This is a genomic window from Micromonospora echinofusca (assembly GCF_900091445.1).
Taxonomy (GTDB): domain Bacteria; phylum Actinomycetota; class Actinomycetes; order Mycobacteriales; family Micromonosporaceae; genus Micromonospora; species Micromonospora echinofusca.
Genome location: NZ_LT607733.1, coordinates 5,280,191 through 5,301,354, shown reverse-complemented (window position 1 = coordinate 5,301,354; position 21,164 = coordinate 5,280,191). Strand labels below are relative to the sequence as shown.

Here is a 21,164-nt window from a genome sequence, read left to right as displayed (position 1 = left end):
GGCCCGCCCGCCGGGTCGGCGCTCGACACCGGCGCCCGGCGCGCCTCCCGGCCGTAGCGGTCAGCGCAGATCGTCGGGGAGCAGCCCGAACACCAGGTCGTCGAGGCGGGTGCCGGACGGTCCGGGCAGGCGCCCGCGCAGCAGGCCCTCCCGGCGGAATCCCACCCGCTTGAGCACCCCGTGCGAGGCGGTGTTGTCGGGCACGGTGCCGGCCACCAGCCGGGCGAGCCCCGCCGGGCCGAACGCCCAGCCGGCCAGGAGCCGCACCGCCCGGGTCGCCAGCCCGCGTCCGCGCCGCTCGGGCAGGAGCGCGTAGCCGATCGATCCCTCGCCGGCCGCCGGGTCGGAGATGCTGAGCCCACAGCTGCCCGCCGGCTCGCTGGTGACCACGTCGAGGATCAGCAGCCGGGCGATGGCGCCGGTGAACCACGCGCTCTCGGCCGTCCGGCAGCGCCGCTCGATGGCCGCCCGGGTCGGTGGCACCGGCGGGGCCTGGTTCGCCACCACCTCCGGCCGTGAGTGCAGCCGGTACATCAGGTCGGCGTCGTCCGGGCCGAGCCTGCGCAGGGTCACCACTCCGTCGGTGAGTCGGCCCTCGGGCAGGTCGGGCAGCGCCCGGGGCGCCGGGCCGGGCGGGTCGTCGGTGAGCCGTACCCACACCAGCAGGTCCGTCCGGCCGCCGCCGCGCAGTTGGCCGGCCGCCCGGCGTACGCCCTCGTGGCGGAAGCCGGCGGCGAGCGCCACCCGCTGGCTGGCCGGATTCTCGGCGTGGGTCAGCAGCTCCAGCCGGTCGACGCCGTGGCGCAGCGCGGCGTCGGCCAGGGCCCGGGTCGCGGCGGTGGCGATCCCGCGCCGCCGCGCCCACGGCGCGACCCAGTAGCCCACCTCCGCCTGCCGGCGCGGCGTCACGACCTGGCCGATGCCCGCGCCGCCGACCAGGCGGTCGGTGGCCGGATCGACGATGGCGTACGCGGCCCCGCCGGTGGCCCAGGCGGCCGGGGCGCCCTCGGTGATCCACCACCGGGCGTCGGCCTCGGTGTACGGCTGCGGCATGCCGGGGTTGAATCGCAGGTTGACCGGGTCGCCGCAGCCGGCGGCGAGGTCGGCGGTGTCGGCGGGGCGGAACTGCCGCAGCCGCACCCCGTCGGCCTCGATCACCTCCGGTGTCATGCCAGGTCCCCGGCCAGCAGCGCGCCGACCCAGACGTCCACCCGCTGGTCGCGGTGGGTGAGCCCGCCCCGGGCGATGCCCTCGACCGTGAAGCCGGCCTTCTCGGCGGCCCGGCGGGAGGCGGTGTTGCCGACGTTGGCCCGCCACTCGATGCGGGCCAGGCCCAGCGTGGCGAAGCCCCAGGCGCTGAGCGCGGTCAGCGCGGCCGGCAGGTGGCCGCGGCCCCGGGCCCGGGGGTCGGCCATGAAGCCCACGTCGGCCAGCAGCGGGTCGGTGCCGGAGAGCCGAAGGTCGATCGTGCCCACGTACCGGTCGTCGGCGTCGGCGACCACGAAGCAGGCGCTGCTGCCGCCGGCCCAGGTGCTGCGCGTGTAGGCCAGGTACGACTCGGCGTCCGTCCGCTCGTAGGGATCGGGCACGCTGGTCCACCGGATGGTCTGCGGGTCCCGGCAGGTGTCGACGATCGCGTCCAGGTCGCGCTCCTCCATCGGGCGCAGCCGCAGCTCGGTGCCGCCGGCGGTGGCGAAGAGGACGGGCTGGGGTGCGCCGAAGACGGCGGCGCGGCGGGCCTCCAGGGTGCCCGGGCCGGCGGGACCGGTCTCGCCGGGTGCGGGCACCTCCCCGGGGAGCAGTGAGCCGATCCAGCCCGCGGGGCTGCCGTCGGGGGCGGGGTCGGCGAGGCGCAGCCGGCCCTCGACGCGGAAGCCCGCCCGGAGCGCGACCAGGCGGGAGGCGTGGTTGCCCACCTCGGCCTGCCAGATCAGCCGGCGTAGCTTCAGCGCGTCGAACGCCCAGCGGGCGACGGCCCGGCTGGCCCGGACGGCCACGCCGGTGCCCCGGGCCCAGGGCGCGGTCCAGTAGCCGATCTCGCCGGAGCGCAGGCCGGTGTCGATCGAGACGAGCCCGCAGGAGGCGAGCAGCTCGCCGGTGGCGGCGTCGCAGACCGCGAAGGGCGCCCCGGTGCCCGTCGCCCAGTCCGCCGTGGCGACCTCGGTCACGAACCTGTGTGCGTGTTCGGGCAGGTACGGGCGAGGTACGGTGGTCCAGCGCTGGATGTCCGGGTCCTGGCACGCCCGGTGCACCGCGTCGGCGTCGGTCGCCCGCCAGGGTCGCAGCAACAGGCCGTCCTCGGTGATCTCCACAGGTTCCACCCGAGCCATCGTGCCGGACCGTTCGCGGACGGCGTAACCGGATTTCGGCGGCGCGTGCGCGTGCCGGGCATATTATGTCGGTTTCGCCGACTCGGAGGGCCGCCACCAGTGACCATCGCGCCGATGGAGCGCCTACGATGGTTCGAGACTGTCTAGGGGAGCGTTGATCCGTGTCGATTCTGGAAAAGGTCCTCCGCGCGGGCGAGGGCCGTATGGTGCGCCGGCTCAAGGCCATCGCCGCCGCCGTCAACTCGATCGAGGACGACTACGTCAACCTCACCGACGACGAGTTGCGCGGCATGACCGACCAGTTCAAGGAGCGGCTCGCCGACGGCGAGACCCTCGACGACCTGCTGCCGGAGGCGTTCGCGGTCTGCCGCGAGGCGGCCGCCCGGGTGCTCGGCCAGCGGCCCTACGACGTCCAGGTCATGGGCGGCGCGGCGCTGCACTTCGGCAACATCGCCGAGATGAAGACCGGTGAGGGCAAGACCCTGACCTCGGTCATGCCGGTCTACCTCAACGCGCTCTCCGGCGAGGGCGTGCACGTCATCACGGTCAACGACTACCTGGCCCAGCGTGACGCCGCCTGGATGGGGCGGGTGCACGAGTTCCTCGGCCTCACCGTCGGCGTGGTGCTGCCCAACCGGCCGGCCACCGAGCACCGGGCCGCCTACGAGTGCGACATCACGTACGGCACCAACAACGAGTTCGGCTTCGACTACCTGCGCGACAACATGGCGTGGTCGAAGGAGGAGCTGGTCCAGCGCGGCCACAACTTCGCGGTGGTCGACGAGGTCGACTCGATCCTGATCGACGAGGCCCGCACCCCGCTGATCATCTCCGGCCCGGCCGAGCACTCCGCCCGCTGGTACTCGGAGTTCGCGGGCGTGGTGGCCCGGCTCCAGCCCGGCAAGGACGGCGAGGGCGACTACGAGGTCGACCACTCCAAGCGCACCATCGCGGTCACCGAGCGCGGCGTGGCCAAGGTCGAGGACCGGCTGGGCATCGACAACCTCTACGAGTCGGTCAACACCCCGCTGGTGGGCTACCTCAACAACGCCATCAAGGCCAAGGAGCTCTACAAGCGCGACAAGGACTACATCGTCAGCGACGGCGAGGTCCTGATCGTCGACGAGTTCACCGGGCGCATCCTGCACGGCCGTCGCTACAACGAGGGCATGCACCAGGCGATCGAGGCCAAGGAGGGGGTGGAGATCAAGCAGGAGAACCAGACCCTGGCCACCATCACCCTCCAGAACTACTTCCGCCTCTACGAGAAGCTCTCCGGCATGACCGGCACCGCCCAGACCGAGGCGGGCGAGTTCAACAAGGTCTACAAGGTCGGTGTGGTGACGATCCCGACGCACCGGCCGATGGTCCGCCAGGACCGGCCGGACGTCATCTACAAGACCGAGAAGGCCAAGTTCAACGCCGTGGTGGAGGACATCGCCGAGCGGCACGCGATGGGTCAGCCGGTGCTCGTGGGCACGGTCTCGGTCGAGAATTCCGAGATCATCTCCCAGCTCCTGCGCCGGCGCGGCATCCCGCACTCCGTGCTGAACGCCAAGTTCCACGCCCGTGAGGCCGAGATCGTCGCCCAGGCCGGCCGCAAGGGCGCCGTCACCGTCGCCACCAACATGGCCGGTCGTGGCACCGACATCCTGCTCGGCGGCAACGCCGAGTTCCTCGCCGCCAACGAGCTGCGCCAGCGGGGCCTCGACCCGTTGGAGCACGAGGAGGAGTACGCCAAGGCGATGGAGGAGGTCCTGCCCCAGTGGAAGCAGGCCTGCGACGCCGAGGCGGAGGAGGTCGCCGCCGCCGGTGGCCTCTACGTGCTGGGCACCGAGCGGCACGAGTCCCGCCGCATCGACAACCAGCTGCGCGGTCGGTCGGGCCGGCAGGGTGACCCGGGCGAGTCCCGCTTCTACCTCTCCCTCCAGGACGAGCTGATGAAGCGCTTCCGCTCCGGCGCCGTCGAGGCGGTCATGGAGCGCTTCAACATCCCGGAGGACGTGCCCATCGAGTCGAAGATGGTCACCAAGCAGATCAAGAGCGCGCAGGCCCAGATCGAGGGCCAGAACGCCGAGATCCGCAAGAACGTCCTCAAGTACGACGAGGTCATGAACAAGCAGCGCCAGGTGATCTACGCCGAGCGGCTGCGGGTGCTCAACGGCGAGGACCTCTCCGACCAGGTCCGCAACATGATCGACGACGTCGTCGGCGCGTACGTGCAGGGGGCCACCGCCGACGGCTACGGCGAGGACTGGGACCTGGAGCAGCTCTGGGCCAGCCTCAAGCAGCTCTACCCGGTGGGCGTGACGATCGACGAGTTGGAGGAGGAGGCCGGCGGCTCCCGGGCCGGCATGGACGCCGACTTCCTGCTCTCCCGACTCAGGGACGACGCGCACGCCGCGTACGACCGGCGCGAGGAGCAGCTCGGCGAGGAGGGCACCCGCCAGTTGGAGCGGATGGTCCTGCTCCAGGTCATCGACCGCAAGTGGCGCGAGCACCTCTACGAGATGGACTACCTCCAGGAGGGCATCAGCCTGCGGGCGTACGCCCAGCGCGACCCGGTGGTGGAATACCAGCGCGAGGGCTTCGACATGTTCGCGACGATGATGGACGGCATCAAGGAGGAGACGGTCGGCTTCCTCTACAACCTCGAGGTGCAGGTCAACGAGCCGGAGCCCGAGGCGGAGGAGGTCCAGCTGCTCGACAAGCCGGTCGAGATCCGGGCCAAGGGCCTGGGCCGGGCGCCGCAGCAGCAGGGCCTGCAATACTCCGCGCCGACCATCGACGGCGAGGCCGGTGCCGGCGCGGTGGCCGTCGAGCGTGCCGAGCAACAGGCGCCGGCGCTGGGCGTCGGTGGCCCGGCCCCGGCGGCCCCGGCCGCGCCGGGGACGACCGCCCCGGCGGCGCCGCAGCGTCCGGCGTCCGGCCTGCGCGGCCCGGGCGTCCCGGCGGCCAGCAGCCGGCGGGTGGCGACGGGGCAGGCGGAGGGCGGCAACGGCCCGTCCCGCAACGCGCCGTGCCCGTGCGGGTCCGGCCGGAAGTACAAGCGCTGCCACGGCTCCCCCAACGGCGGCGCGTGACAAGCAGTTGAGCGGGCCCGCGCCCGCCGGAGCAGTCGAGCCGTGGTCCTCGTGGACCACGGCTCGCTTCCGTCTCGGCGAACGTCCGGGCGCCGTGGCCGAAGCCCGGTAGCTCAGAGCACCTGTAGGGCCGTGCAGAGCCAGCTGCCTCGGCGGTGCTCCAGGCGCAGCGCCATCGCCCAGGTGCGCCCGCCCGCGCCGGCGAGGACCGCGGCGACCTCGACGGCGGCGGCGCGCGGCTCGCAGACCCGCAGCCGACGCAGGCGTACGGCCGGCCGGGTCGACCGGCGGCGGACCGGACCGGAGCGGGCGGTGGCGCGGGCCAGCTCGGGCAGCAGCCCGGCGGCCCGGGACGGGTCGAGCAGCGGCCTGAGCTGCCCGGGCGGGCGGTATCCGTTGATCACCTCTAGGCAGGTGCTGACGAAGCGGTGCGCGGCCCGGGTCGCCTCGGGGGTGGCGGTCACGAGCGCGTCGAGCGGCAGCGGGGCGGTGCGCCGGCCGGGGCCGGTCGGCGCGGGTCGCTGCCGGCGGCCGAGCGGCCGGTCGGCCTCGCGTCGGGCCGGCTCGAACAGGTCGAGCACGAGCTGGGCGTGGCCCGGGGCCGGCCAGTGGGCGGCGTCGTCGTCGGTGAACGGCGGCTCGAACGAGGGGGCGGGGCGCAGCCGGACGGGAGGCCGCGCCGGCCCGGGACGGCGGGGGTCGGTCATCCGGGGGTCCTCCCATGATTCCTACGTTTGCTTTCGTTTGCCTTCGACGGGCTCCATTCTCGGGCATGGCAGAGCCTGCGGTCAATGCCCTTCGGATCGGCCCGGTTACTCCGGGTCGCGTTCGGTCAGCGGGTTGCTCCGCACCCACTCGGCCGTCTCGGCGTACTTGCGCTCGATGTACTCCTCCAGCCGGGCGCGCTCCACGCGCCACTGGCCGCGCCCGCCGATCTTGATCGCGGGCAGCTCGCCGCTGCGCACCATGTGGTAGACCTGCGAGTCCGACACGTTCAGCTCGGTGGCCACGTCGGAGAGCAGCAGGAACCTCGGCTCCACGAGAACCCCCGGGGTTGGCGTCGTTTGGTTCAGTTTGCCACCGACCACCGACGTGGCCCAGCCGACGGGTCGCGACCTGCGGCGACGCCTTCCCGGGACACACCGGCGGTGCGCTTCCGCCCGCACAGGTCGCGGTGTATGACGGTCACGGGATAGGGCATGATCGGCCGGGACCGGCGGAGGCCGGCGCGGAACCTGAGCGGGGAGACGACCGGTGACCGAGCAGCTTGTCCGGGTGTACGTGCCGGCGACCGTTCCGATGCTGACCCTCCTGCGCGGCCCCGGGCTGCCGGTGGCCGCCGCGCACGCGGTGACCCCCACGCTGCGCGAGTGGTACGCCGAGGGCGACGAGGAGGAGCTGGAGTACGTCGCCTTCACGCGGGCCGCCCAGGACGCGTTGCAGCTGCTGCGGGCCGACCCGGACGCGCCCCGCCGCCGGGTGGTCGTCTCGGTGGACCTGCCCGCCTCGGCGGTGGCCCGGGGCGACGGGGAGCTGGGCTCCAGCGCGGTCGAGCTGGGCGACCCCGTGCCGGTCGGCGCCGTCGCGGCCGTCCACGTGGACGGCGTCGACGCGGTCGAGGACGTCACCGCCGCGACGGAGGTGGTCACCGAGGCCCTGGCCGGCGACGCGGACGCGCAGTTCACGGTCGACGGTGCCGAGGACCACGAGCTGGAGTGGTACGACGTCACCGAGCTGGACCTGCTGCTGCGCGCCGCCTCCTGACCGACCGCCGCCCGCACCGTGCGGGCGCCGACCGCCGCCCGCACCGACGGGGCGCCGACCGCCGCCAGCGGCGTGGCGGGTGCCCGGGTCAGCGGGTAGGCGCGGCCTCGGCCGGCTCGTCGTCGTCGGCGTGGGCCGGCCCCAGGGTGCGGCCGAAGGCGATCATCGCGGTCAGGGCGCCGACGAAGAGCACCCAGATCGCGTTGTCGATCCGGGAGGTGCCCAGCGAGGTCTGGGCCACCGCGTCCGCCTCGCTCAGCGCACCGGCCAGGTCGAGCAGGGACCGCCCGCCGACCCGGATGATCACCTCGGCCACGAGCAGGAGCAGGCCCGGGCCGGCCCCGGCCAGCAGGTAGGCGGGCCAGCGGGGCGTGGGCGCCGCCGCGTCGAGCCGGGCGGCCCGACGGCGGGCCAGGGTCAGGTATCCGAAGGCCAGCAGCCCGGCCACCAGGCCGGCGAGCAGGGACTCGGTGCGCGAGACCCACTTGGCCGCGCTCAGCAGCGACTCCTGGCCGTCGCCGCTGCCGAACAGGTCGAAGAGCGGGTCGCGGGCCTGGCTGAAGGCCACCACGAAGATCAGCGTGCCGAGGGCGGCGGCCACCACGGCCCCGACCACGGACCCGCTGCGGGCGCCGGCGACGGCTCCGCCGATGGTCGCGGCGGCGGCGGTGGTGGCGGCGATCACGTTGGTGGTCGCGTTGTCGGCGTACGTCAGGTTGATCGCGAACGCGGCGGCGAGCCCGACGAGCAGGCCGGTGCCGATGGCCGCCAGGAAGCGCAGGGTGGCCCGGTCGGTGCCCCGGCGGGCGAGCAGGTCCACGCCGAAGAGGGCGAAGCTGGCGCCCGCGACCAGCGCGGCCGAGATCACCCCCGGCAGGGCGAACGCGGAGAGGCTGATGGCGGTGAGCCCGGCTGCCGCCGAGCTGATCACCTCGCGGGTCGAGAAGAGCATCGCGGCGAGCCACCCGAGGGCCAGCAGGGCGAGCACCGGGGCCCCGGGCGCGAGCGCCCCGGCCGTCCCGTCCCGCGGGTCGGCGGAGGGCCCGGCGCCGGGGGCGTCGGTCGTGTCCACCGGTCCGGCGCCGGTGGCGTCCTGCGCTTCGGTGGCGGCGTCCCCGACGGCGTCCGTCGTGGCGGCGTCGGCGGCCGACGCCGACCGGTCCGACTCCGCGGCTGCGGAGCTGCCGGGCTGCTTGGTCATCGTGTTCCCTCCGACGGACGCCCGGCCCCGGTGGGCCGGCAGTTCACCGGCCACCCAGCGTACGCGTCCACGACCCCCGGGCCCCCGTGCCCGCCCTCCCGCCGCCGACCCGGGGCCGGAGTCGATGAGCCCGCCGGCCCCGGCGGAGGAGCCTTCGATCGACGAAGCCGGGCGCGGGGCGGCGCCGCGGTGGCGACGGCCACGGGTGGGACGGCGGTGAGGGCGGGGCGTGGAAGAATCGGGAAAGGCCCCGCTGTCGCGACCGGTGAACCCGGCGCGGCGTCGGCGCCGGTCGTCCGGCCGGTGCCCGCGGGTCCGGTTTCGCCACCGCTGCCGAGATCGCCAGGAGCCTTGATGGACGCCGTGTTCTCCGTACCCGAGCCCCGCAACGAGCCGGTGCGCAACTACGAGCCGGGCAGCACCGACCGGGAACGGCTCCAGCGGCGGCTGACCGAACTGGCCGCCGAGCGGATCGACCTGCCGATGACCATCGCCGGCGAGCAGCGGATGGCCGGCGGCGAGTCGATCGACGTGGTGCAGCCGCACAAGCACGCGCACGTGCTCGGCGTCACCGCCCACGCCACCCACGACGACGCCCGCGCCGCCGTGAAGGCGGCCAAGGACGCCGCCCCGATGTGGCGGGCCCTGCCGTTCGAGGAGCGGGCCGCGATCTTCCTGCGCGCCGCCGAGCTGCTCGCCGGCCCGTGGCGGGACACGCTGAACGCGGCCACCATGCTCGGCCAGTCGAAGACGGCGATCCAGGCCGAGATCGACGCCGCCTGCGAGTTCATCGACTTCCTCCGGTTCAACGTGCACTTCGCCCGGGAGCTGCTCGAGGCGCAGCCGATGTCGTCGCCGGGGGTGTGGAACCGCTTCGACCACCGCCCGCTGGAGGGCTTCGTCTACGCGGTCACCCCGTTCAACTTCACCGCCATCGCCGGCAACCTGCCCTCGGCGCCGGCCCTGCTGGGCAACACCGTGGTCTGGAAGCCGGGCCCGACCCAGCAGTTCGCCGCGCACTTCACCATGCGGCTGTTCGAGGCGGCCGGCCTGCCCCCCGGCGTGATCAACATGGTCACCGGGCGCGGCGAGGAGGTCTCCGACGTGGTGCTCGCCGACGCCGACCTGGCCGGCATCCACTTCACGGGCTCCACGAAGGTCTTCCAGCACCTGTGGCGGACCGTCGGCGAGAACATCTCCCGCTACCGCGGCTACCCCCGGCTGGTCGGCGAGACCGGCGGCAAGGACTTCGTCGTCGCGCACACCAGCGCGGACGTCGACGCCCTGCACACCGCCCTGATCCGCGGTGCCTTCGAATACCAGGGCCAGAAGTGCTCGGCGGCTTCCCGGGCGTACGTTCCGCGTTCCCTGTGGGAGGGCGGGCTGCGCGACCGGCTGGCCGCCACCGCGGAGTCCCTCACCTACGGCGACGTCACCGACTTCGGCAACTTCGGCGGCGCGGTGATCGACGCCAGGGCGTTCGACCGGCACACGGCCGCGCTGGAGCTGATCGGCGGCGACGACGCCTGCCGGGTCCTCGCCGGCGGCACCGCCGACGACTCGGTGGGCTGGTTCGTGCGGCCGACGCTCTTCGAGTGCACCGACGCGGCCCACGAGACCTTCACCACCGAGTACTTCGGGCCGATCCTCGGCGTGCACGTCTTCGACGACGGCCGCTTCGACGACGTGGTCACCCAGGCCGAGTCGATCGCGCCGTACGCCCTGACCGGGTCGATCTTCGCGACGGACCGCCGGGTGGTCGACGCGGTGGCCGAGAAGATGCGGTACGCCGCCGGCAACTTCTACATCAACGACAAGCCGACCGGCGCGGTGGTCGGGCAGCAGCCCTTCGGTGGCGCCCGCGCCAGCGGCACCAACGACAAGGCCGGCTCCTGGCACAACCTGGTCCGGTGGATGTCGCCCCGCACGATCAAGGAGACCTTCGTCGCGCCGACCGACCACACCTACCCCCACATGGGCTGAGGCGTGCCGAAGGGCCCTCTCCCGTCGTCGAGCGCACGGGAGGGGGCCCTTCCCCGCACCCCTACCGGGGAGAGGCGGGGGCAGCCGTACGGCGGTACCGTGGCCGCTGTGACCCACCCCACCCCCGCGCAGGATCCCCACTTCGGCGAGCAGGGTGGCCTGCTCACCTACACCGACTACCTCCGGCTGGCCGACCTGCTGGCCGCCCAGGTGCCGGAGTCCGACCCGGCTTCCCACGACGAGCTGCTCTTCATCACCATCCACCAGGTCTACGAGCTGTGGTTCAAGCTGCTGCTCGCGGAGCTGACCGACGCCCGGGACCGGCTGCTCGCCGGCGAGACCTACCTGCCCCGGGTGCGGCTGGAGCGTTGCCACGTGGTGGAGCGGGTCCTGATCGGTCAGGTCGACGTGATCGACACGATGACCCCGCAGGACTTCCTGGCCTTCCGCACCAAGCTCGCCCCGGCCTCGGGCTTCCAGTCCGCCCAGTTCCGGGAGATCGAGTTCCTCTCCGGCCTGAAGGACCCGGACTACCTGCGCCGTTTCCGGGGCCTGCCCGAGGCCGAGCGGGAGCGCCTGGAGCGGCGGCTGGCCGAGCCGAGCCTCTGGGACGGCTTCCTGGCCGTGCTCGGCAGGGCCGGCTTCGACGTCGCCGAGGAGGAGTCGCGCTTCGCCGCGTACGCCACCATCGCGGGGGACCGGGAGCGGTTCGGGCCGCTGTGGGACCTCGCGGAGGCGCTGGTCGCCCACGACCAGGCGTTCTCGCTGTGGCGGGCCCGGCACGTGCTGATGGCCGAGCGGCAGATCGGCACGAAGCCCGGCACCGGGGGCTCGGCGGGCGGGGCGTACCTGCGCTCGCGCGTGGAGACCCGGTTCTACCCGGAGCTGTGGGAGCTGCGTAGCCGACTGTGACCCCCGGGGCTCCCCGGGGGACCGTCCGCTCGCCTCCCCGACGGACTGTCTCGCGCCGACAGTGCACATAGGAACCCGACCGGGTGGCGAAAATGCCAAATCCTGGACGCGGGGTCGGCAAAGTGGCAGCGTGAGGGGCATGGCGGATTCCGGAGTCAACCCCACGGCGGCGGCCCTGCTCGGGCTGCTCCACGAGGGCCCCATGACAGGTGGCCAGTTGATGGCCGCCGCCGAGCGCCGGCTGGCGCCGTACTGGTCGATGACGCGTAGCCAGGTCTACCGGGAGCTGCCGGTGCTGGCCGAGCGGGGCCTGGTCCGGATGGGCAAGCCCGGCCCGCGCTCCAGCCAACCGTATGCGATCACCGCAGCGGGAAAACGGACATTCTCCCGCTGGCTGGCCGAGGAGCCGGGGCGGGACACCATCCGCAACCCGATCGCACTGCGGATCGCATTCGGTGAGCTGCACTCGGCCAGCCAGCTCAAGAACCTCCAGGCGGCGGCCAACGAATACCACACCGAGGCCCTGGCCAAGGTCCGGGAGCAGGTCAAGAACGCCAAGAAGGAGGGCGACGCGTACGACGCCAGCGCGCTGGAGTTCGCCGTCGCCTACCACAAGGCCGCCCTGTCCTGGCTGAAGAGCGCCCCGGTCGGCTGACCGCCCCCGCCCGACGGCACCTTTCTGGCTCGTGACTGCGGGGTCTCGTAGGTTCACTCCTCGCCCGAGCGGCACCTTTTTGGCTCGTGACTGCGGGGTCTCGTAGGTTCACTCCTCGCCCGAGCGGCACCTTTTTGGCTCGTGACTGCGGGGCTCGCAAGCTCACTCCTCCCACGAGCAGTACCCTTGTCTGTCGTGACCGCTGCCGATTACGCCGAACAGCTCAAGGACCTCGACGCCACCCTGCGCAACATCGAGGCGGTGCTCGACATCGACCGGCTGCGCGCGGACAAGGACCGCCTGGAGCAGGAGGCCTCCGCGCCCGACCTGTGGGACGACCAGGCGAAGGCCCAGCAGGTGACCTCCCAGTTGTCGTACGTCAACGGCGAGATCAGCAAGCTCGGCAGCCTCCGTTCCGGGCTCGACGACGCCAAGGTGCTGCTGGAACTGGCCGAGGCGGAGTCCGACCCGGGGGTGCTCACCGAGGTCGAGGCGGAGATCGCCTCGCTGGGCAAGGCCATCGAGGAGATGGAGGTCCGCACCCTGCTCTCTGGCGAGTACGACTCCCGGGAGGCCCTCGTCGCCATCCGGGCCGGCGCCGGCGGCGTGGACGCGGCGGACTTCGCCGAGATGCTGCTGCGGATGTACCTGCGCTGGGCCGAGCGGCACGGCTACCCGACGGAGGTCTACGAGACCTCCTACGCCGAGGAGGCGGGCCTGAAGTCGGCCACCTTCACGGTCAAGGTGCCCTACGCGTACGGCACGCTCAGCGTCGAGTCGGGCACCCACCGGCTCGTCCGGATCAGCCCCTTCGACAACCAGGGCCGCCGGCAGACCAGCTTCGCCGGCGTCGAGGTGCTGCCGGTGGTCGAGCAGACCGACAGCATCGAGATCCCCGAGAACGAGATGCGGGTCGACGTCTACCGCTCCTCCGGCCCGGGCGGGCAGAGCGTCAACACCACCGACTCGGCCGTGCGGCTCACGCACATCCCGACCGGCATCGTGGTCACCTGCCAGAACGAGAAGTCCCAGCTGCAGAACAAGGCCTCCGCGCTGCGGGTGCTCCAGGCCCGGCTGCTGGAGCGCAAGCGCCAGGAGGAGCAGGCCAAGCTCCAGGGCCTGAAGACCGACGCCGCCGGCTCCTGGGGCGACCAGATGCGCTCGTACGTCCTGCACCCGTACCAGATGGTGAAGGATCTGCGGACCGAGCAGGAGACGGGCAACCCGACCGCGGTCTTCGACGGCGACCTGGACAAGTTCCTGGAGGCGGGCATCCGGTGGCGCAAGCAGCAGCAGCTCGCCGGCGACGCTGCGTGATCGACCGTGGGCGGAGCGCGTCGTCGATCTCTCCGGTACGCCCGAATTGGATGACGCGACTCGCAACGGCGGGGCGTGGGGCTTGGCTCCCCGGTTACACCGCGTAGACTCACCACCCGTGATTCAGCTTGAGCAAGTGACGAAGACGTACCCGAAGGCGTCCCGGCCTTCGCTCGACAACGTGTCCGTCTCGATCGAGAAGGGCGAGTTCGTCTTCTTCATCGGTCCATCCGGCTCCGGCAAGTCCACCATCATCAAGTTGCTGCTGCACGAGGTCTCGCCCAACAAGGGGCGGGTCGTCGTCAACAGCAAGGACGTCACGTCGATGCGTTCCTGGAAGCGACCCCACTTCCGGCGTTCCATCGGCTGCGTGTTCCAGGACTTCCGGCTGCTGCCGAACCGCACCGCGTACGAGAACGTGGCGTTCGCCCTCGAGGTGATCGGCAAGACCAAGGCGGTCGCCCGCCGGGTCGTGCCCGAGGTTCTGGAGCTGGTCGGGCTCGGTGGCAAGGAGCACCGCTACCCGCACGAGCTCTCCGGTGGTGAGCAGCAGCGGGTCGCCGTCGCCCGGGCGTTCGTGAACCGTCCGCTGATCCTGCTCGCGGACGAGCCGACCGGAAACCTGGACCCGGACACCTCGATCGAGATCATGCGCCTGCTGGACCGGATCAACCGCACCGGCACGACCGTCGTGATGGTCACGCACGACTCCAACATCGTGAACCAGATGCGCCGCCGGGTCATCGAGATCGAGAGCGGCCGCATCGTGCGCGACCAGGCCCGCGGCGTCTACGGCTGAGCCGACGCCACCCCTGCGCAGCCTGACGACGAACACCTCATGCCGGAGACCCGGAGGAAATCCCGATGCGCGTGAAATACGTCCTGTCCGAGGTACTGGTCGGACTGTGGCGCAACGTGACCATGACCATCGCGATGATCATTACGATGGCGGTCTCGCTGACCATGCTCGGCGCCAGCGGTCTGATGTACCGCCAGGTCGACGACATGAAGGACCTGTACTACAAGAACATCCAGGTCTCCATCTTCCTGGACCAGGAGGTGAGCCCCGAGCAGCGTGACGCGCTGGACGCCAAGCTGAAGGGCGACCCGCTGGTCAAGGAGGTCATCTACGTCAACAAGGACGAGGCGTACAAGCGCTTCCAGGAGATGTTCCAGGACGCTCCGGACCTGCTCAGCGCCGTGAAGGCCGACAGCCTGCCCGAGTCGTTCCGGCTCACGCTCAACAATCCCGAGCAGTACAAGAGCATCTACGACCAGTACAAGGACACCGAGGGCGTCGACGAGATCGTCGACCAGAGTCGGCTGCTGGACAAGATCTTCGACATCCTCACCTCGATCCAGAACATCGCCCTGGCCGCCGCCATCGTGATGGCCGTCGCCGCGCTGCTCCTGGTCGCCAACACGATCCAGGTGGCCGCGTACAGCAAGCGGCGTGAGGTCGCGGTCATGAAGCTGGTCGGCGCGTCGAACTGGTTCATCCAGGCGCCGTTCGTGCTGGAGGCCGTGGTCGCCGGTCTGGTCGGCTCGCTGCTCGGCCTGGTGGCCCTGATAGCGGCCAAGTACCTGCTGTTCGACGGGTCGCTCCAGGCGTTGCAGGGTCTGCTCTCGCCGGTGAGCTGGGGCGACATCCTGTTCATGTTCCCGCTGATGGCCGGCGTCGGTGCCCTGGTCAGCGCGGTGACCGCCTGGGTCACGCTCCGCTTCTACCTGCGGGTCTGACGCCGTACGGCTCGACGAGGACCCTTCCGTGCCAGGAATAAACGGCGCGGGAGGGTCCTTGTCGTTCGGGTAGCATGATCTCCGCCCCGCGGCCGGTGACGTCCGGCGCGGATCACCGGAAAGGGGGTGGCGCCGATGCCACGGGAAAAGGGACGCAAGGTCGTCGCCTCCAACAAGAAGGCCCGGCACGACTACGCGATCCTCGACACCTACGAGGCGGGCATGGCGTTGACCGGCACCGAGGTCAAGTCGTTGCGGGCCGGGCGCGCGTCACTGGTCGACGCGTTCGCGCAGGAGCGCAACGGCGAGCTCTACCTGCACGGGATGCACATCCCGGAATACACGCAGGGCACGTGGACCAACCACGAGCCCCGGCGGACCCGCAAGCTGCTGCTCAAGCGGCTGGAGATCGACCGGCTGATCGGCAAGACCCGCGAGGGCGGCCTGACCATGGTGCCGTTGCAGGTCTACTTCTCCGACGGCTGGGCGAAGGTGGAGATCGCCCTGGCGAAGGGCAAGAAGTCGTACGACAAGCGCCAGGACCTCGCCAAGCGGGACGCGGACCGGGAGATCGCCCGGGTCGCGGGCCGGCGCGGCAAGGGAATGGACGACTGATCTGTCGCATTCGTCCCGGTCGGCTCGCCGGCCCCCGGGGCTCGGGATGAAACCCGTTGCGGTAGGCGTTACGCTTGTCGGTGCCGCCACATGGGCGGCCTGTCGAGGGGGTGACTGGTTTCGACTTCGTACGCAGCGACAGGGGAAGCGAGCCGAGGAAGCCGACGTCGTCTCGAGAATCGGTCGTCGGAAACCAATAAGCGCCAAGAACAATCGCGCTGACTTCGCTCTCGCCGCCTGAGGCGAGTAGTGAGTCTGTCGGCCTGGGAGCGCCTTCGACCCAGTCTGCCGGCATCAGCTAGAAGGCTGGCCAATCGGACCCGGTCGCGGGGTCCGTGCGGCGAGATCAATCAGCGACTGGGCCCGTCACACCAACTTGCTCGCGTGAGCGGTGGGGCCGAGTAGAGGCATAGCGAGCTGCGCTCGGAGAAGCCCTGACAAACCGGCGAAGGACCCGGGTTCGATTCCCGGCACCTCCACCACCAGACGATGCGCCCCGGTCCACACGACCGGGGCGCATCGTCGTGTCCGGCCCCGGCCGCCCGTCCGGGGCCGTGGGGCCGCCGGGCCGCCCTGGGGCCGTGGGGCCGCCGCGCCGTCCCGGGCGGTGAGGTTGCTGGGCCTCAGGGGACAGGTGGGGCGGGCGGGACCGATGAGGCGGGGCTGGCCCCTGGACAGGGCGGCGCGGCGGGTCCACCATCGCTGTACGCGGTCAGACGCGACGCGGGAGGTGCCCATGGTCACCGGTCCGATCCAGCAGCCGCCCACCCTTCCCGGAGGGCTCCGGCCGCCCGGCGTCACCGGGCTCGGGGACCTGCATCCGTTCGCCCGGGCCCTGGCCGCCGCGCCGGCCGAACCGCGCTGGCGGGAACGCCTCCTCGTGGGGCTGTGCCCCGTGCGGCGGAGCTTCGCGGAGCACGTCCGGGTCACCGAGGGGCCCGCCGGCCTGTACGCCGAACTGCTCGGCCAGGCGCCCCGGCTGGCACGCGGCGTACGGCTGCTGGCCCGGGAGCACGTCATGATCACCACCGCGCTGGCCGCCCTCCAGCACGCGGCGGAGGCGCCGGACGCCTCGGTCGACGACCTGCTCGGCCGGGCCGGGTACCTGCTGCGGGCCCTCGCCGGGCACCGGCAGCGGGGCGCGGACCTGCTCTGGGAGGCGTACGAGACGGATCTCGGCGGGGAGACCTGATCGCGGGGAACCGGCGTGCGCGTGCCGGCGTCCAACCGACATGCGCCGTACCGCCGCCCTGCTGGGCCTTCCGCTGTTGATGATCGTCGCCGGGTGCGCGCCGGCCGGCTCCGACCCCGCCGTCGACGCGCCCGCCGCCGACCCGCGCCGGGACGCCTTCGCCCAGCGGGCCACCGAGGTGGCCGACGCGTGGCGACCGCTCCCCGCGTGGAAGTCCGGTTACGTGCCGTTGCAGGACCCGACGGTGCTCGTCGGCGACCCGGGCTTCACCGACGAGACCAGGGTCGCCTTCCGCAGCGGCTGGTACCGCGACCAGATCGACCTGCCGACCGCGAAGCCCGCCGACGGCGCCATCCGGTTCCCGGACGGCACGTTGAGCGTCCCGCTGGTCAGCGCCGCCACCGCGTACGGGCAGCTCGACCAGGGCGACCCGCCGCCGTGCGACGGCCGTCCCCGGGACCCCGGGCCGAAGCTCCCCGGTGGTGGTCCCACCATCGAGCCGGGCCCCGACGGCCCGGTGAGCAGCGCCCCGCAGACCGCCTGCGTCCCGCTCACGGTCACCGCCGTGAAGCTGGGCACCGCGCCGGTGCGCACCAGCCGGGGCGAGGCGCAGGTGCCGGCGTGGCTGTTCACCGTCGAGGAACTCGCCGCGCCGGTCGCCCGGCTCGCCGTGGCGCCGCAGGCCGTCAGCGCACCGCCCGAGCCCGCCCCGCCGGCCGGCCCGGCCCCGCATGGCGTGGTCGGCGCCCAGGACGTCCAGTCCGTCGACGGCGCCGAGCTGACCTGGCGGCTCGGCGTGGGCAGCTGCGACACCGGTATCACGCCGCTGGTGCAGGAGCGCGACGATGTCGTGGTGGTGGGCGGCAGCGTGGTCACCGCCACCGGTGTGTGCAACTCGATGCTGAAGCTCGAACCGGTCACCGCCACGCTGAAGGCGCCGCTGGGCGGCCGGCCGGTCCTCGACGTGCTCACCGGCGCGCCGCTGCGCCTCGCGTCGAGCTGACGCGCCGGGTGCCGGTCCTGCCGCGCTCGCGCAGCCGCCGGCACAGGGCGGTCACGCCACCGGCCCCGGCCGGCGAGACCGGCACCGCGCGGCGGGCTGACGGAGTGGGCCGCCCGGCGCGGACCGGGCGGCTCACAGGAGGCGGGGCACCTCGGTGCTGACCGGCACCGGCAGCACCGTCGGGCCGTCCGCGCGCAGCCCGGCGGCCAGGGCCGTGCCGAGCTGCTCCGGGGTCTCCGCGACGGTGGCGGCGCAGCCGTAGCCGCGGGCGATGGCGGTGAGGTCCAGCCCGGGCAGGTCCAGCCCGGGCACCCCGGGTGTGTCCTTGAACGCGGCGAAGGCCTTCAGGATGGCGTACTGCTGATTGACCGGCACCACGACGACCAGCGGCAGACGCAGCCGCGCGGCCGTCCAGAGCGCCTGCACCGAGTAGTGGAACGACCCGTCCCCGATGACCGCCACCACCGGCCGTCCCCGTCCGGTGTCGCGCTGCGCGAGCGCGACACCGACCGCTGCCGGCAGGCCGTACCCGAGGCCACCGCTGGCCATCGTGAAGTACGACCCGGGGCGGGTGGCGCGCAGCCGGCGGCGCAGCGCCGGCAGGTTGGACGGCGACTCCTGGACCAGGATCCCGTCGGCCGGCCAGTGCCGGGCCAGGGCCGCGAAGAGGGCATCGGGTTCCAGCGGCAGCCCGTCGGCCGGCGGGGGCGGGTCGGGGCGCGCGGGCGGCGCCGGCCGGTCCGCCGCCGGGAGCAGGTCGACCAGGGCGGCCAGGGCCAGCCCGGCGTCGCCGAGCAGGCTGTCGCCCACGGGGGCCCGGGCCGCCTCGTCGGGGTCGTCGGTGACGTGCAGCAGGCGTGCCCCGGGGGGCAGGTGCTCGCCCGGCACGTGCGGGTAGTAGCGGAACACCGGCGCCCCCACCACCAGCACGGTGTCGTGCCCGTCCAGCGCCTGCGACAGCGGCCCGATCGCGAAGGGGAGCACCCCCCGGAAGGACGCGTGGTCCTCGGGGAAGGCGGCCCGCTCCGGGGCGGGGGCCGACCAGACCGGCGCGGCCAGCCGCTCCGCCAGCGCCACGGCGGCGGGCCAGCCGTCGGCCCGGTCGACGGCCGCGCCGAGCACCAGCACGGGCGCGCGGCTGGCGGCCAGCACGTCGGCGAAATCGCGCAGCCGGTGCGGGTCGGGCGCGAACCGGGTGGCCACCGTCCGCACCGCCGGCGGTGGGTCGGCCGGCTGCGCCCAGTCGTCGAGGGGCAGCGAGAGGAAGACCGGCCCGGCGGGCGGCTGCACGGCCGTCGCGTACGCCCGCATCAGCGCCGCCGGGACGTCCTGCGCGCGCACCGGCTCGTGACTCCACTTGACGTACGGCTGGGGCAGTTCGGTGGCCCGCCGGCTGGTCAGCCGGGGCTCGGCCAGCAGCATCTCCCGGGTCTGCTGGCCGGCGGTGACGATCAGCGGCGTGCGGTTGTGCCACGCGGTGACCAGGTTGCCCATGCCGTTGCCCGTGCCGGGGGCGGTGTGCAGGTTGACGTGCGCCGGCCGGCCGGTGACCTGCGCGTAGCCGTCCGCCATGCCGACGGCCGACGCCTCGTGCAGGGCGTGCACGTAGTGGAAGTCGTCGGGGAAGTCCCGCAGGAACGGCTCCTCGGTGGAGCCCGGGTTGCCGAAGACGGTGGTCAGGCCGAGGGCACGGAGCAGGTCGTACGTGGTGTCGCGGACCGTAGCCATCGCCTCCCAATCTATCGGGACGACTCGGGCGGTCCGGGCCTTTCGCCTCCTCGCGCCTCAGGGCAGCGCGAAGGGAAGGGCGATGCCGTCCAGCGCGCGCCCGCAGTCGCAGTCCCGCTCGGTCGGCAGCGCCGCGACGGCCGCCAGCAGCAGGCCCCGCAGCCGGTCCGTGTTCTCGCCGAAGACCCGGAACACCTCCTCCTGCGTCACCGCGCCGCCGCCCTCGACGCCCGCGTCCAGGTCGGTCACCAGGGCGATCGAGGAGTAGCAGAGGGCCAGCTCGCGGGCGAGCACCGCCTCCGGGTGGCCGGTCATGTTGACCACCGTGCCGCCGATCGAGGCGTACCACCGGGACTCGGCCCGGGTGGAGAAGCGCGGGCCCTCGACCACCACCACCGTCCCGCCGTCGACCGCCGGCACGTCCCGGCCGGCCGCGGCGGCCAGCAGCGTACGCCGCCCGGCCGGGCAGTACGGGTCGGCGAAGGAGACGTGCACCGCGCCCCGGTCGTAGTAGGTCTGCGTCCGCCCGCTGGTGCGGTCGATCAGCTGGTCGGGCACCACGAACGTGCCCGGCCCGAGCTCCGGCCGCAGGCCGCCCACGGCGCAGGGGGCGAGCACCTGGCGTACGCCGAGAGAGCGCAGCGCCCAGAGGTTGGCCCGGTACGGGATCAGGTGCGGCGGGTGGCGGTGGTCGCGGCCGTGGCGGGGCAGGAACGCCACCCGCCGCCCGCCCACCTCGGCGACCGTGACGGCGTCGGACGGCGGCCCGTAGGGCGTCTCCACCACATGCTCGGTCGCGCCGTCGAGTAGCGCGTAGAGCCCTGAACCACCGATCACCGCGAGTTCCGCCGTGGGACCCATCGGTCCTCCCTCGTGTCTGTCGATCAACCGACCGTCAGACCTTAGCCACCGCCCCGGGGGCAAGCTATGGTGCCAGGCATGGCGTTCACAGCGCGGATGACACCGGTGCCCCCGGGCGTCCCGGTCCGGTCGGTCTGACGAGGTGTCCGGCATGCAGGGAGAGGGGCAGGCCATCGGCGGGCGGGCGACGGGGTCGATGACCGGGCGGCTGCTGGTCGCGACGCCGGCGCTGAAGGACCCGAACTTCGACCGTACGGTCGTGCTGCTGGTGGCGCACGAGCCCGGCGGCGCCCTCGGCGTGGTGCTCAACCGGGCCACCGAGGTGCCGGTCGCCGACGTGCTCGGCGACTGGAGCGACCTGGCCCGCGACCCGGCGGTGCTCTTCGAGGGTGGCCCCGTGCAGCCCGACTCGGCGATCTGCCTGGCCCGGATGCGGCACCCGGTGCAGCGGCTCAGGGGGTTCCACCAGGTCTCCGGTGCGGTCGGCACCCTCGACCTCTCCGTCGACCCGGGGCCGCTGCGCGAGGGCATCACCGGCATCCGGGTCTTCGCCGGCTACTCCGGCTGGGGCACGGGGCAGTTGGAGCAGGAGATCGAGGACGGCTCCTGGTTCGTCCTCGACGCGCTGCCCGGCGACGCCTTCGTCGACCGGCCGGACGACCTGTGGCCGATGGTGCTGCGCCGCCAGGGCGGCATGATGGCGGCGGTCGCACACTTCCCGCCGGACGTGGCGCTCAACTGAGCGGCGCACGGGTGGCCCCCCGCGAGATGACCATGCGG

General features: G+C 73.0%; 19 protein-coding genes and 1 other RNA gene. 13 read left to right on the top strand and 7 right to left on the bottom strand.

Going from position 1 to position 21,164, the window contains the following annotated elements:
* Nucleotides 1–60 precede the first annotated feature (60 nt).
* Both GA0070610_RS22500 and GA0070610_RS22495 read right to left on the bottom strand, forming a co-directional pair.
* The gene (locus GA0070610_RS22500; protein WP_089001888.1) at nucleotides 61–1,170 is read right to left on the bottom strand and encodes a GNAT family N-acetyltransferase; all 1,110 of its coding nucleotides are present in this window, start codon (nucleotides 1,168–1,170) and stop codon (nucleotides 61–63) included.
* Nucleotides 1,167–2,330: a GNAT family N-acetyltransferase gene (locus GA0070610_RS22495; RefSeq protein ID WP_231925773.1), complete on the bottom strand. Its 1,164-nt coding sequence runs from the start codon at nucleotides 2,328–2,330 to the stop codon at nucleotides 1,167–1,169. The genes GA0070610_RS22500 and GA0070610_RS22495 overlap by 4 nt, the downstream gene beginning before the upstream one ends.
* Nucleotides 2,331–2,491: 161 nt before the next feature.
* Between GA0070610_RS22495 and secA the strand changes: the two genes are divergently transcribed.
* On the top strand, nucleotides 2,492–5,413 hold the full coding sequence (secA, locus tag GA0070610_RS22490) for a preprotein translocase subunit SecA (protein WP_089001886.1): 2,922 nt from the start codon (nucleotides 2,492–2,494) through the stop codon (nucleotides 5,411–5,413).
* Nucleotides 5,414–5,526: 113 nt separating this feature from the next.
* Here secA and GA0070610_RS22485 read toward each other — a convergent pair whose 3' ends face one another.
* Both GA0070610_RS22485 and GA0070610_RS22480 read right to left on the bottom strand, forming a co-directional pair.
* Nucleotides 5,527–6,120 (bottom strand): Rv3235 family protein, encoded by a 594-nt coding sequence (locus GA0070610_RS22485; protein WP_089001885.1) that lies wholly within the window; start codon nucleotides 6,118–6,120, stop codon nucleotides 5,527–5,529.
* A 105-nt stretch (nucleotides 6,121–6,225) separates the two neighbouring features.
* Entirely contained in the window at nucleotides 6,226–6,453 is a 228-nt protein-coding gene (locus GA0070610_RS22480) for a helix-turn-helix domain-containing protein (protein ID WP_089001884.1), read from the bottom strand.
* Between the two features lie 214 nt (nucleotides 6,454–6,667).
* Between GA0070610_RS22480 and GA0070610_RS22475 the strand changes: the two genes are divergently transcribed.
* Complete coding sequence (locus GA0070610_RS22475) at nucleotides 6,668–7,177, top strand: DUF6912 family protein (protein WP_089001883.1); 510 nt, start codon at nucleotides 6,668–6,670, stop codon at nucleotides 7,175–7,177.
* 88 nt (nucleotides 7,178–7,265) lie between these two features.
* Here GA0070610_RS22475 and GA0070610_RS22470 read toward each other — a convergent pair whose 3' ends face one another.
* Nucleotides 7,266–8,378 (bottom strand): hypothetical protein, encoded by a 1,113-nt coding sequence (locus GA0070610_RS22470; protein WP_089003667.1) that lies wholly within the window; start codon nucleotides 8,376–8,378, stop codon nucleotides 7,266–7,268.
* Between the two features lie 354 nt (nucleotides 8,379–8,732).
* Between GA0070610_RS22470 and pruA the strand changes: the two genes are divergently transcribed.
* From pruA to GA0070610_RS22420, 10 genes are all read left to right on the top strand, one after another.
* Nucleotides 8,733–10,361, top strand: a complete 1,629-nt coding sequence (gene pruA / locus GA0070610_RS22465) for an L-glutamate gamma-semialdehyde dehydrogenase (RefSeq protein ID WP_089001882.1) — start codon at nucleotides 8,733–8,735, stop codon at nucleotides 10,359–10,361.
* Between the two features lie 108 nt (nucleotides 10,362–10,469).
* The gene (locus GA0070610_RS22460) at nucleotides 10,470–11,273 is read left to right on the top strand and encodes a tryptophan 2,3-dioxygenase (protein ID WP_089001881.1); all 804 of its coding nucleotides are present in this window, start codon (nucleotides 10,470–10,472) and stop codon (nucleotides 11,271–11,273) included.
* Nucleotides 11,274–11,412: 139 nt separating this feature from the next.
* The gene (locus GA0070610_RS22455; protein ID WP_089001880.1) at nucleotides 11,413–11,928 is read left to right on the top strand and encodes a PadR family transcriptional regulator; all 516 of its coding nucleotides are present in this window, start codon (nucleotides 11,413–11,415) and stop codon (nucleotides 11,926–11,928) included.
* A 195-nt stretch (nucleotides 11,929–12,123) separates the two neighbouring features.
* The gene (gene prfB / locus GA0070610_RS22450; RefSeq protein WP_089001879.1) at nucleotides 12,124–13,245 is read left to right on the top strand and encodes a peptide chain release factor 2; all 1,122 of its coding nucleotides are present in this window, start codon (nucleotides 12,124–12,126) and stop codon (nucleotides 13,243–13,245) included.
* Between the two features lie 118 nt (nucleotides 13,246–13,363).
* Nucleotides 13,364–14,044: a cell division ATP-binding protein FtsE gene (ftsE, locus tag GA0070610_RS22445; protein WP_089001878.1), complete on the top strand. Its 681-nt coding sequence runs from the start codon at nucleotides 13,364–13,366 to the stop codon at nucleotides 14,042–14,044.
* A 65-nt stretch (nucleotides 14,045–14,109) separates the two neighbouring features.
* Nucleotides 14,110–14,985: a permease-like cell division protein FtsX gene (gene ftsX, locus GA0070610_RS22440; protein WP_089001877.1), complete on the top strand. Its 876-nt coding sequence runs from the start codon at nucleotides 14,110–14,112 to the stop codon at nucleotides 14,983–14,985.
* Nucleotides 14,986–15,120: 135 nt separating this feature from the next.
* The gene (smpB, locus tag GA0070610_RS22435; RefSeq protein ID WP_088979560.1) at nucleotides 15,121–15,600 is read left to right on the top strand and encodes an SsrA-binding protein SmpB; all 480 of its coding nucleotides are present in this window, start codon (nucleotides 15,121–15,123) and stop codon (nucleotides 15,598–15,600) included.
* Nucleotides 15,601–15,706: 106 nt separating this feature from the next.
* Nucleotides 15,707–16,082, top strand: a transfer-messenger RNA (tmRNA) gene (ssrA, locus tag GA0070610_RS22430).
* Between the two features lie 254 nt (nucleotides 16,083–16,336).
* Nucleotides 16,337–16,792, top strand: a complete 456-nt coding sequence (locus GA0070610_RS22425) for a hypothetical protein (RefSeq protein ID WP_089001876.1) — start codon at nucleotides 16,337–16,339, stop codon at nucleotides 16,790–16,792.
* A 40-nt stretch (nucleotides 16,793–16,832) separates the two neighbouring features.
* On the top strand, nucleotides 16,833–17,795 hold the full coding sequence (locus tag GA0070610_RS22420; protein WP_089001875.1) for a hypothetical protein: 963 nt from the start codon (nucleotides 16,833–16,835) through the stop codon (nucleotides 17,793–17,795).
* Nucleotides 17,796–17,927: 132 nt separating this feature from the next.
* On the opposite strand, the gene mdlC is transcribed toward GA0070610_RS22420, so the two are convergent.
* Both mdlC and GA0070610_RS22410 read right to left on the bottom strand, forming a co-directional pair.
* Nucleotides 17,928–19,523, bottom strand: coding sequence for a benzoylformate decarboxylase (mdlC, locus tag GA0070610_RS22415; protein WP_089001874.1), 1,596 nt, complete (start codon nucleotides 19,521–19,523; stop codon nucleotides 17,928–17,930).
* Nucleotides 19,524–19,580: 57 nt separating this feature from the next.
* Nucleotides 19,581–20,384: an S-methyl-5'-thioadenosine phosphorylase gene (locus GA0070610_RS22410; RefSeq protein ID WP_089001873.1), complete on the bottom strand. Its 804-nt coding sequence runs from the start codon at nucleotides 20,382–20,384 to the stop codon at nucleotides 19,581–19,583.
* A 151-nt stretch (nucleotides 20,385–20,535) separates the two neighbouring features.
* Here GA0070610_RS22410 and GA0070610_RS22405 point away from each other — a divergent pair, with 151 nt between their 5' ends.
* A complete protein-coding gene (locus GA0070610_RS22405; RefSeq protein ID WP_089001872.1) occupies nucleotides 20,536–21,126 on the top strand; it encodes a YqgE/AlgH family protein in 591 nt (196 codons plus the stop codon).
* Nucleotides 21,127–21,164: the final 38 nt, after the last annotated feature.

Coding starts and splice junctions, on each gene's coding strand:
- GA0070610_RS22500 (WP_089001888.1), bottom strand. CDS start 1,170: ATGACACCGGAGGTGATCGAGGCCGACGGGGTGCGGCTGCGGCAGTTC.
- GA0070610_RS22495 (WP_231925773.1), bottom strand. CDS start 2,330: ATGGCTCGGGTGGAACCTGTGGAGATCACCGAGGACGGCCTGTTGCTG.
- GA0070610_RS22485 (WP_089001885.1), bottom strand. CDS start 6,120: ATGACCGACCCCCGCCGTCCCGGGCCGGCGCGGCCTCCCGTCCGGCTG.
- GA0070610_RS22470 (WP_089003667.1), bottom strand. CDS start 8,378: ATGACCAAGCAGCCCGGCAGCTCCGCAGCCGCGGAGTCGGACCGGTCG.
- pruA (WP_089001882.1), top strand. CDS start 8,733: ATGGACGCCGTGTTCTCCGTACCCGAGCCCCGCAACGAGCCGGTGCGC.
- GA0070610_RS22455 (WP_089001880.1), top strand. CDS start 11,413: ATGGCGGATTCCGGAGTCAACCCCACGGCGGCGGCCCTGCTCGGGCTG.
- ftsX (WP_089001877.1), top strand. CDS start 14,110: ATGCGCGTGAAATACGTCCTGTCCGAGGTACTGGTCGGACTGTGGCGC.
- smpB (WP_088979560.1), top strand. CDS start 15,121: ATGCCACGGGAAAAGGGACGCAAGGTCGTCGCCTCCAACAAGAAGGCC.
- GA0070610_RS22425 (WP_089001876.1), top strand. CDS start 16,337: ATGGTCACCGGTCCGATCCAGCAGCCGCCCACCCTTCCCGGAGGGCTC.
- GA0070610_RS22420 (WP_089001875.1), top strand. CDS start 16,833: ATGCGCCGTACCGCCGCCCTGCTGGGCCTTCCGCTGTTGATGATCGTC.
- mdlC (WP_089001874.1), bottom strand. CDS start 19,523: ATGGCTACGGTCCGCGACACCACGTACGACCTGCTCCGTGCCCTCGGC.
- GA0070610_RS22410 (WP_089001873.1), bottom strand. CDS start 20,384: ATGGGTCCCACGGCGGAACTCGCGGTGATCGGTGGTTCAGGGCTCTAC.
- GA0070610_RS22405 (WP_089001872.1), top strand. CDS start 20,536: ATGCAGGGAGAGGGGCAGGCCATCGGCGGGCGGGCGACGGGGTCGATG.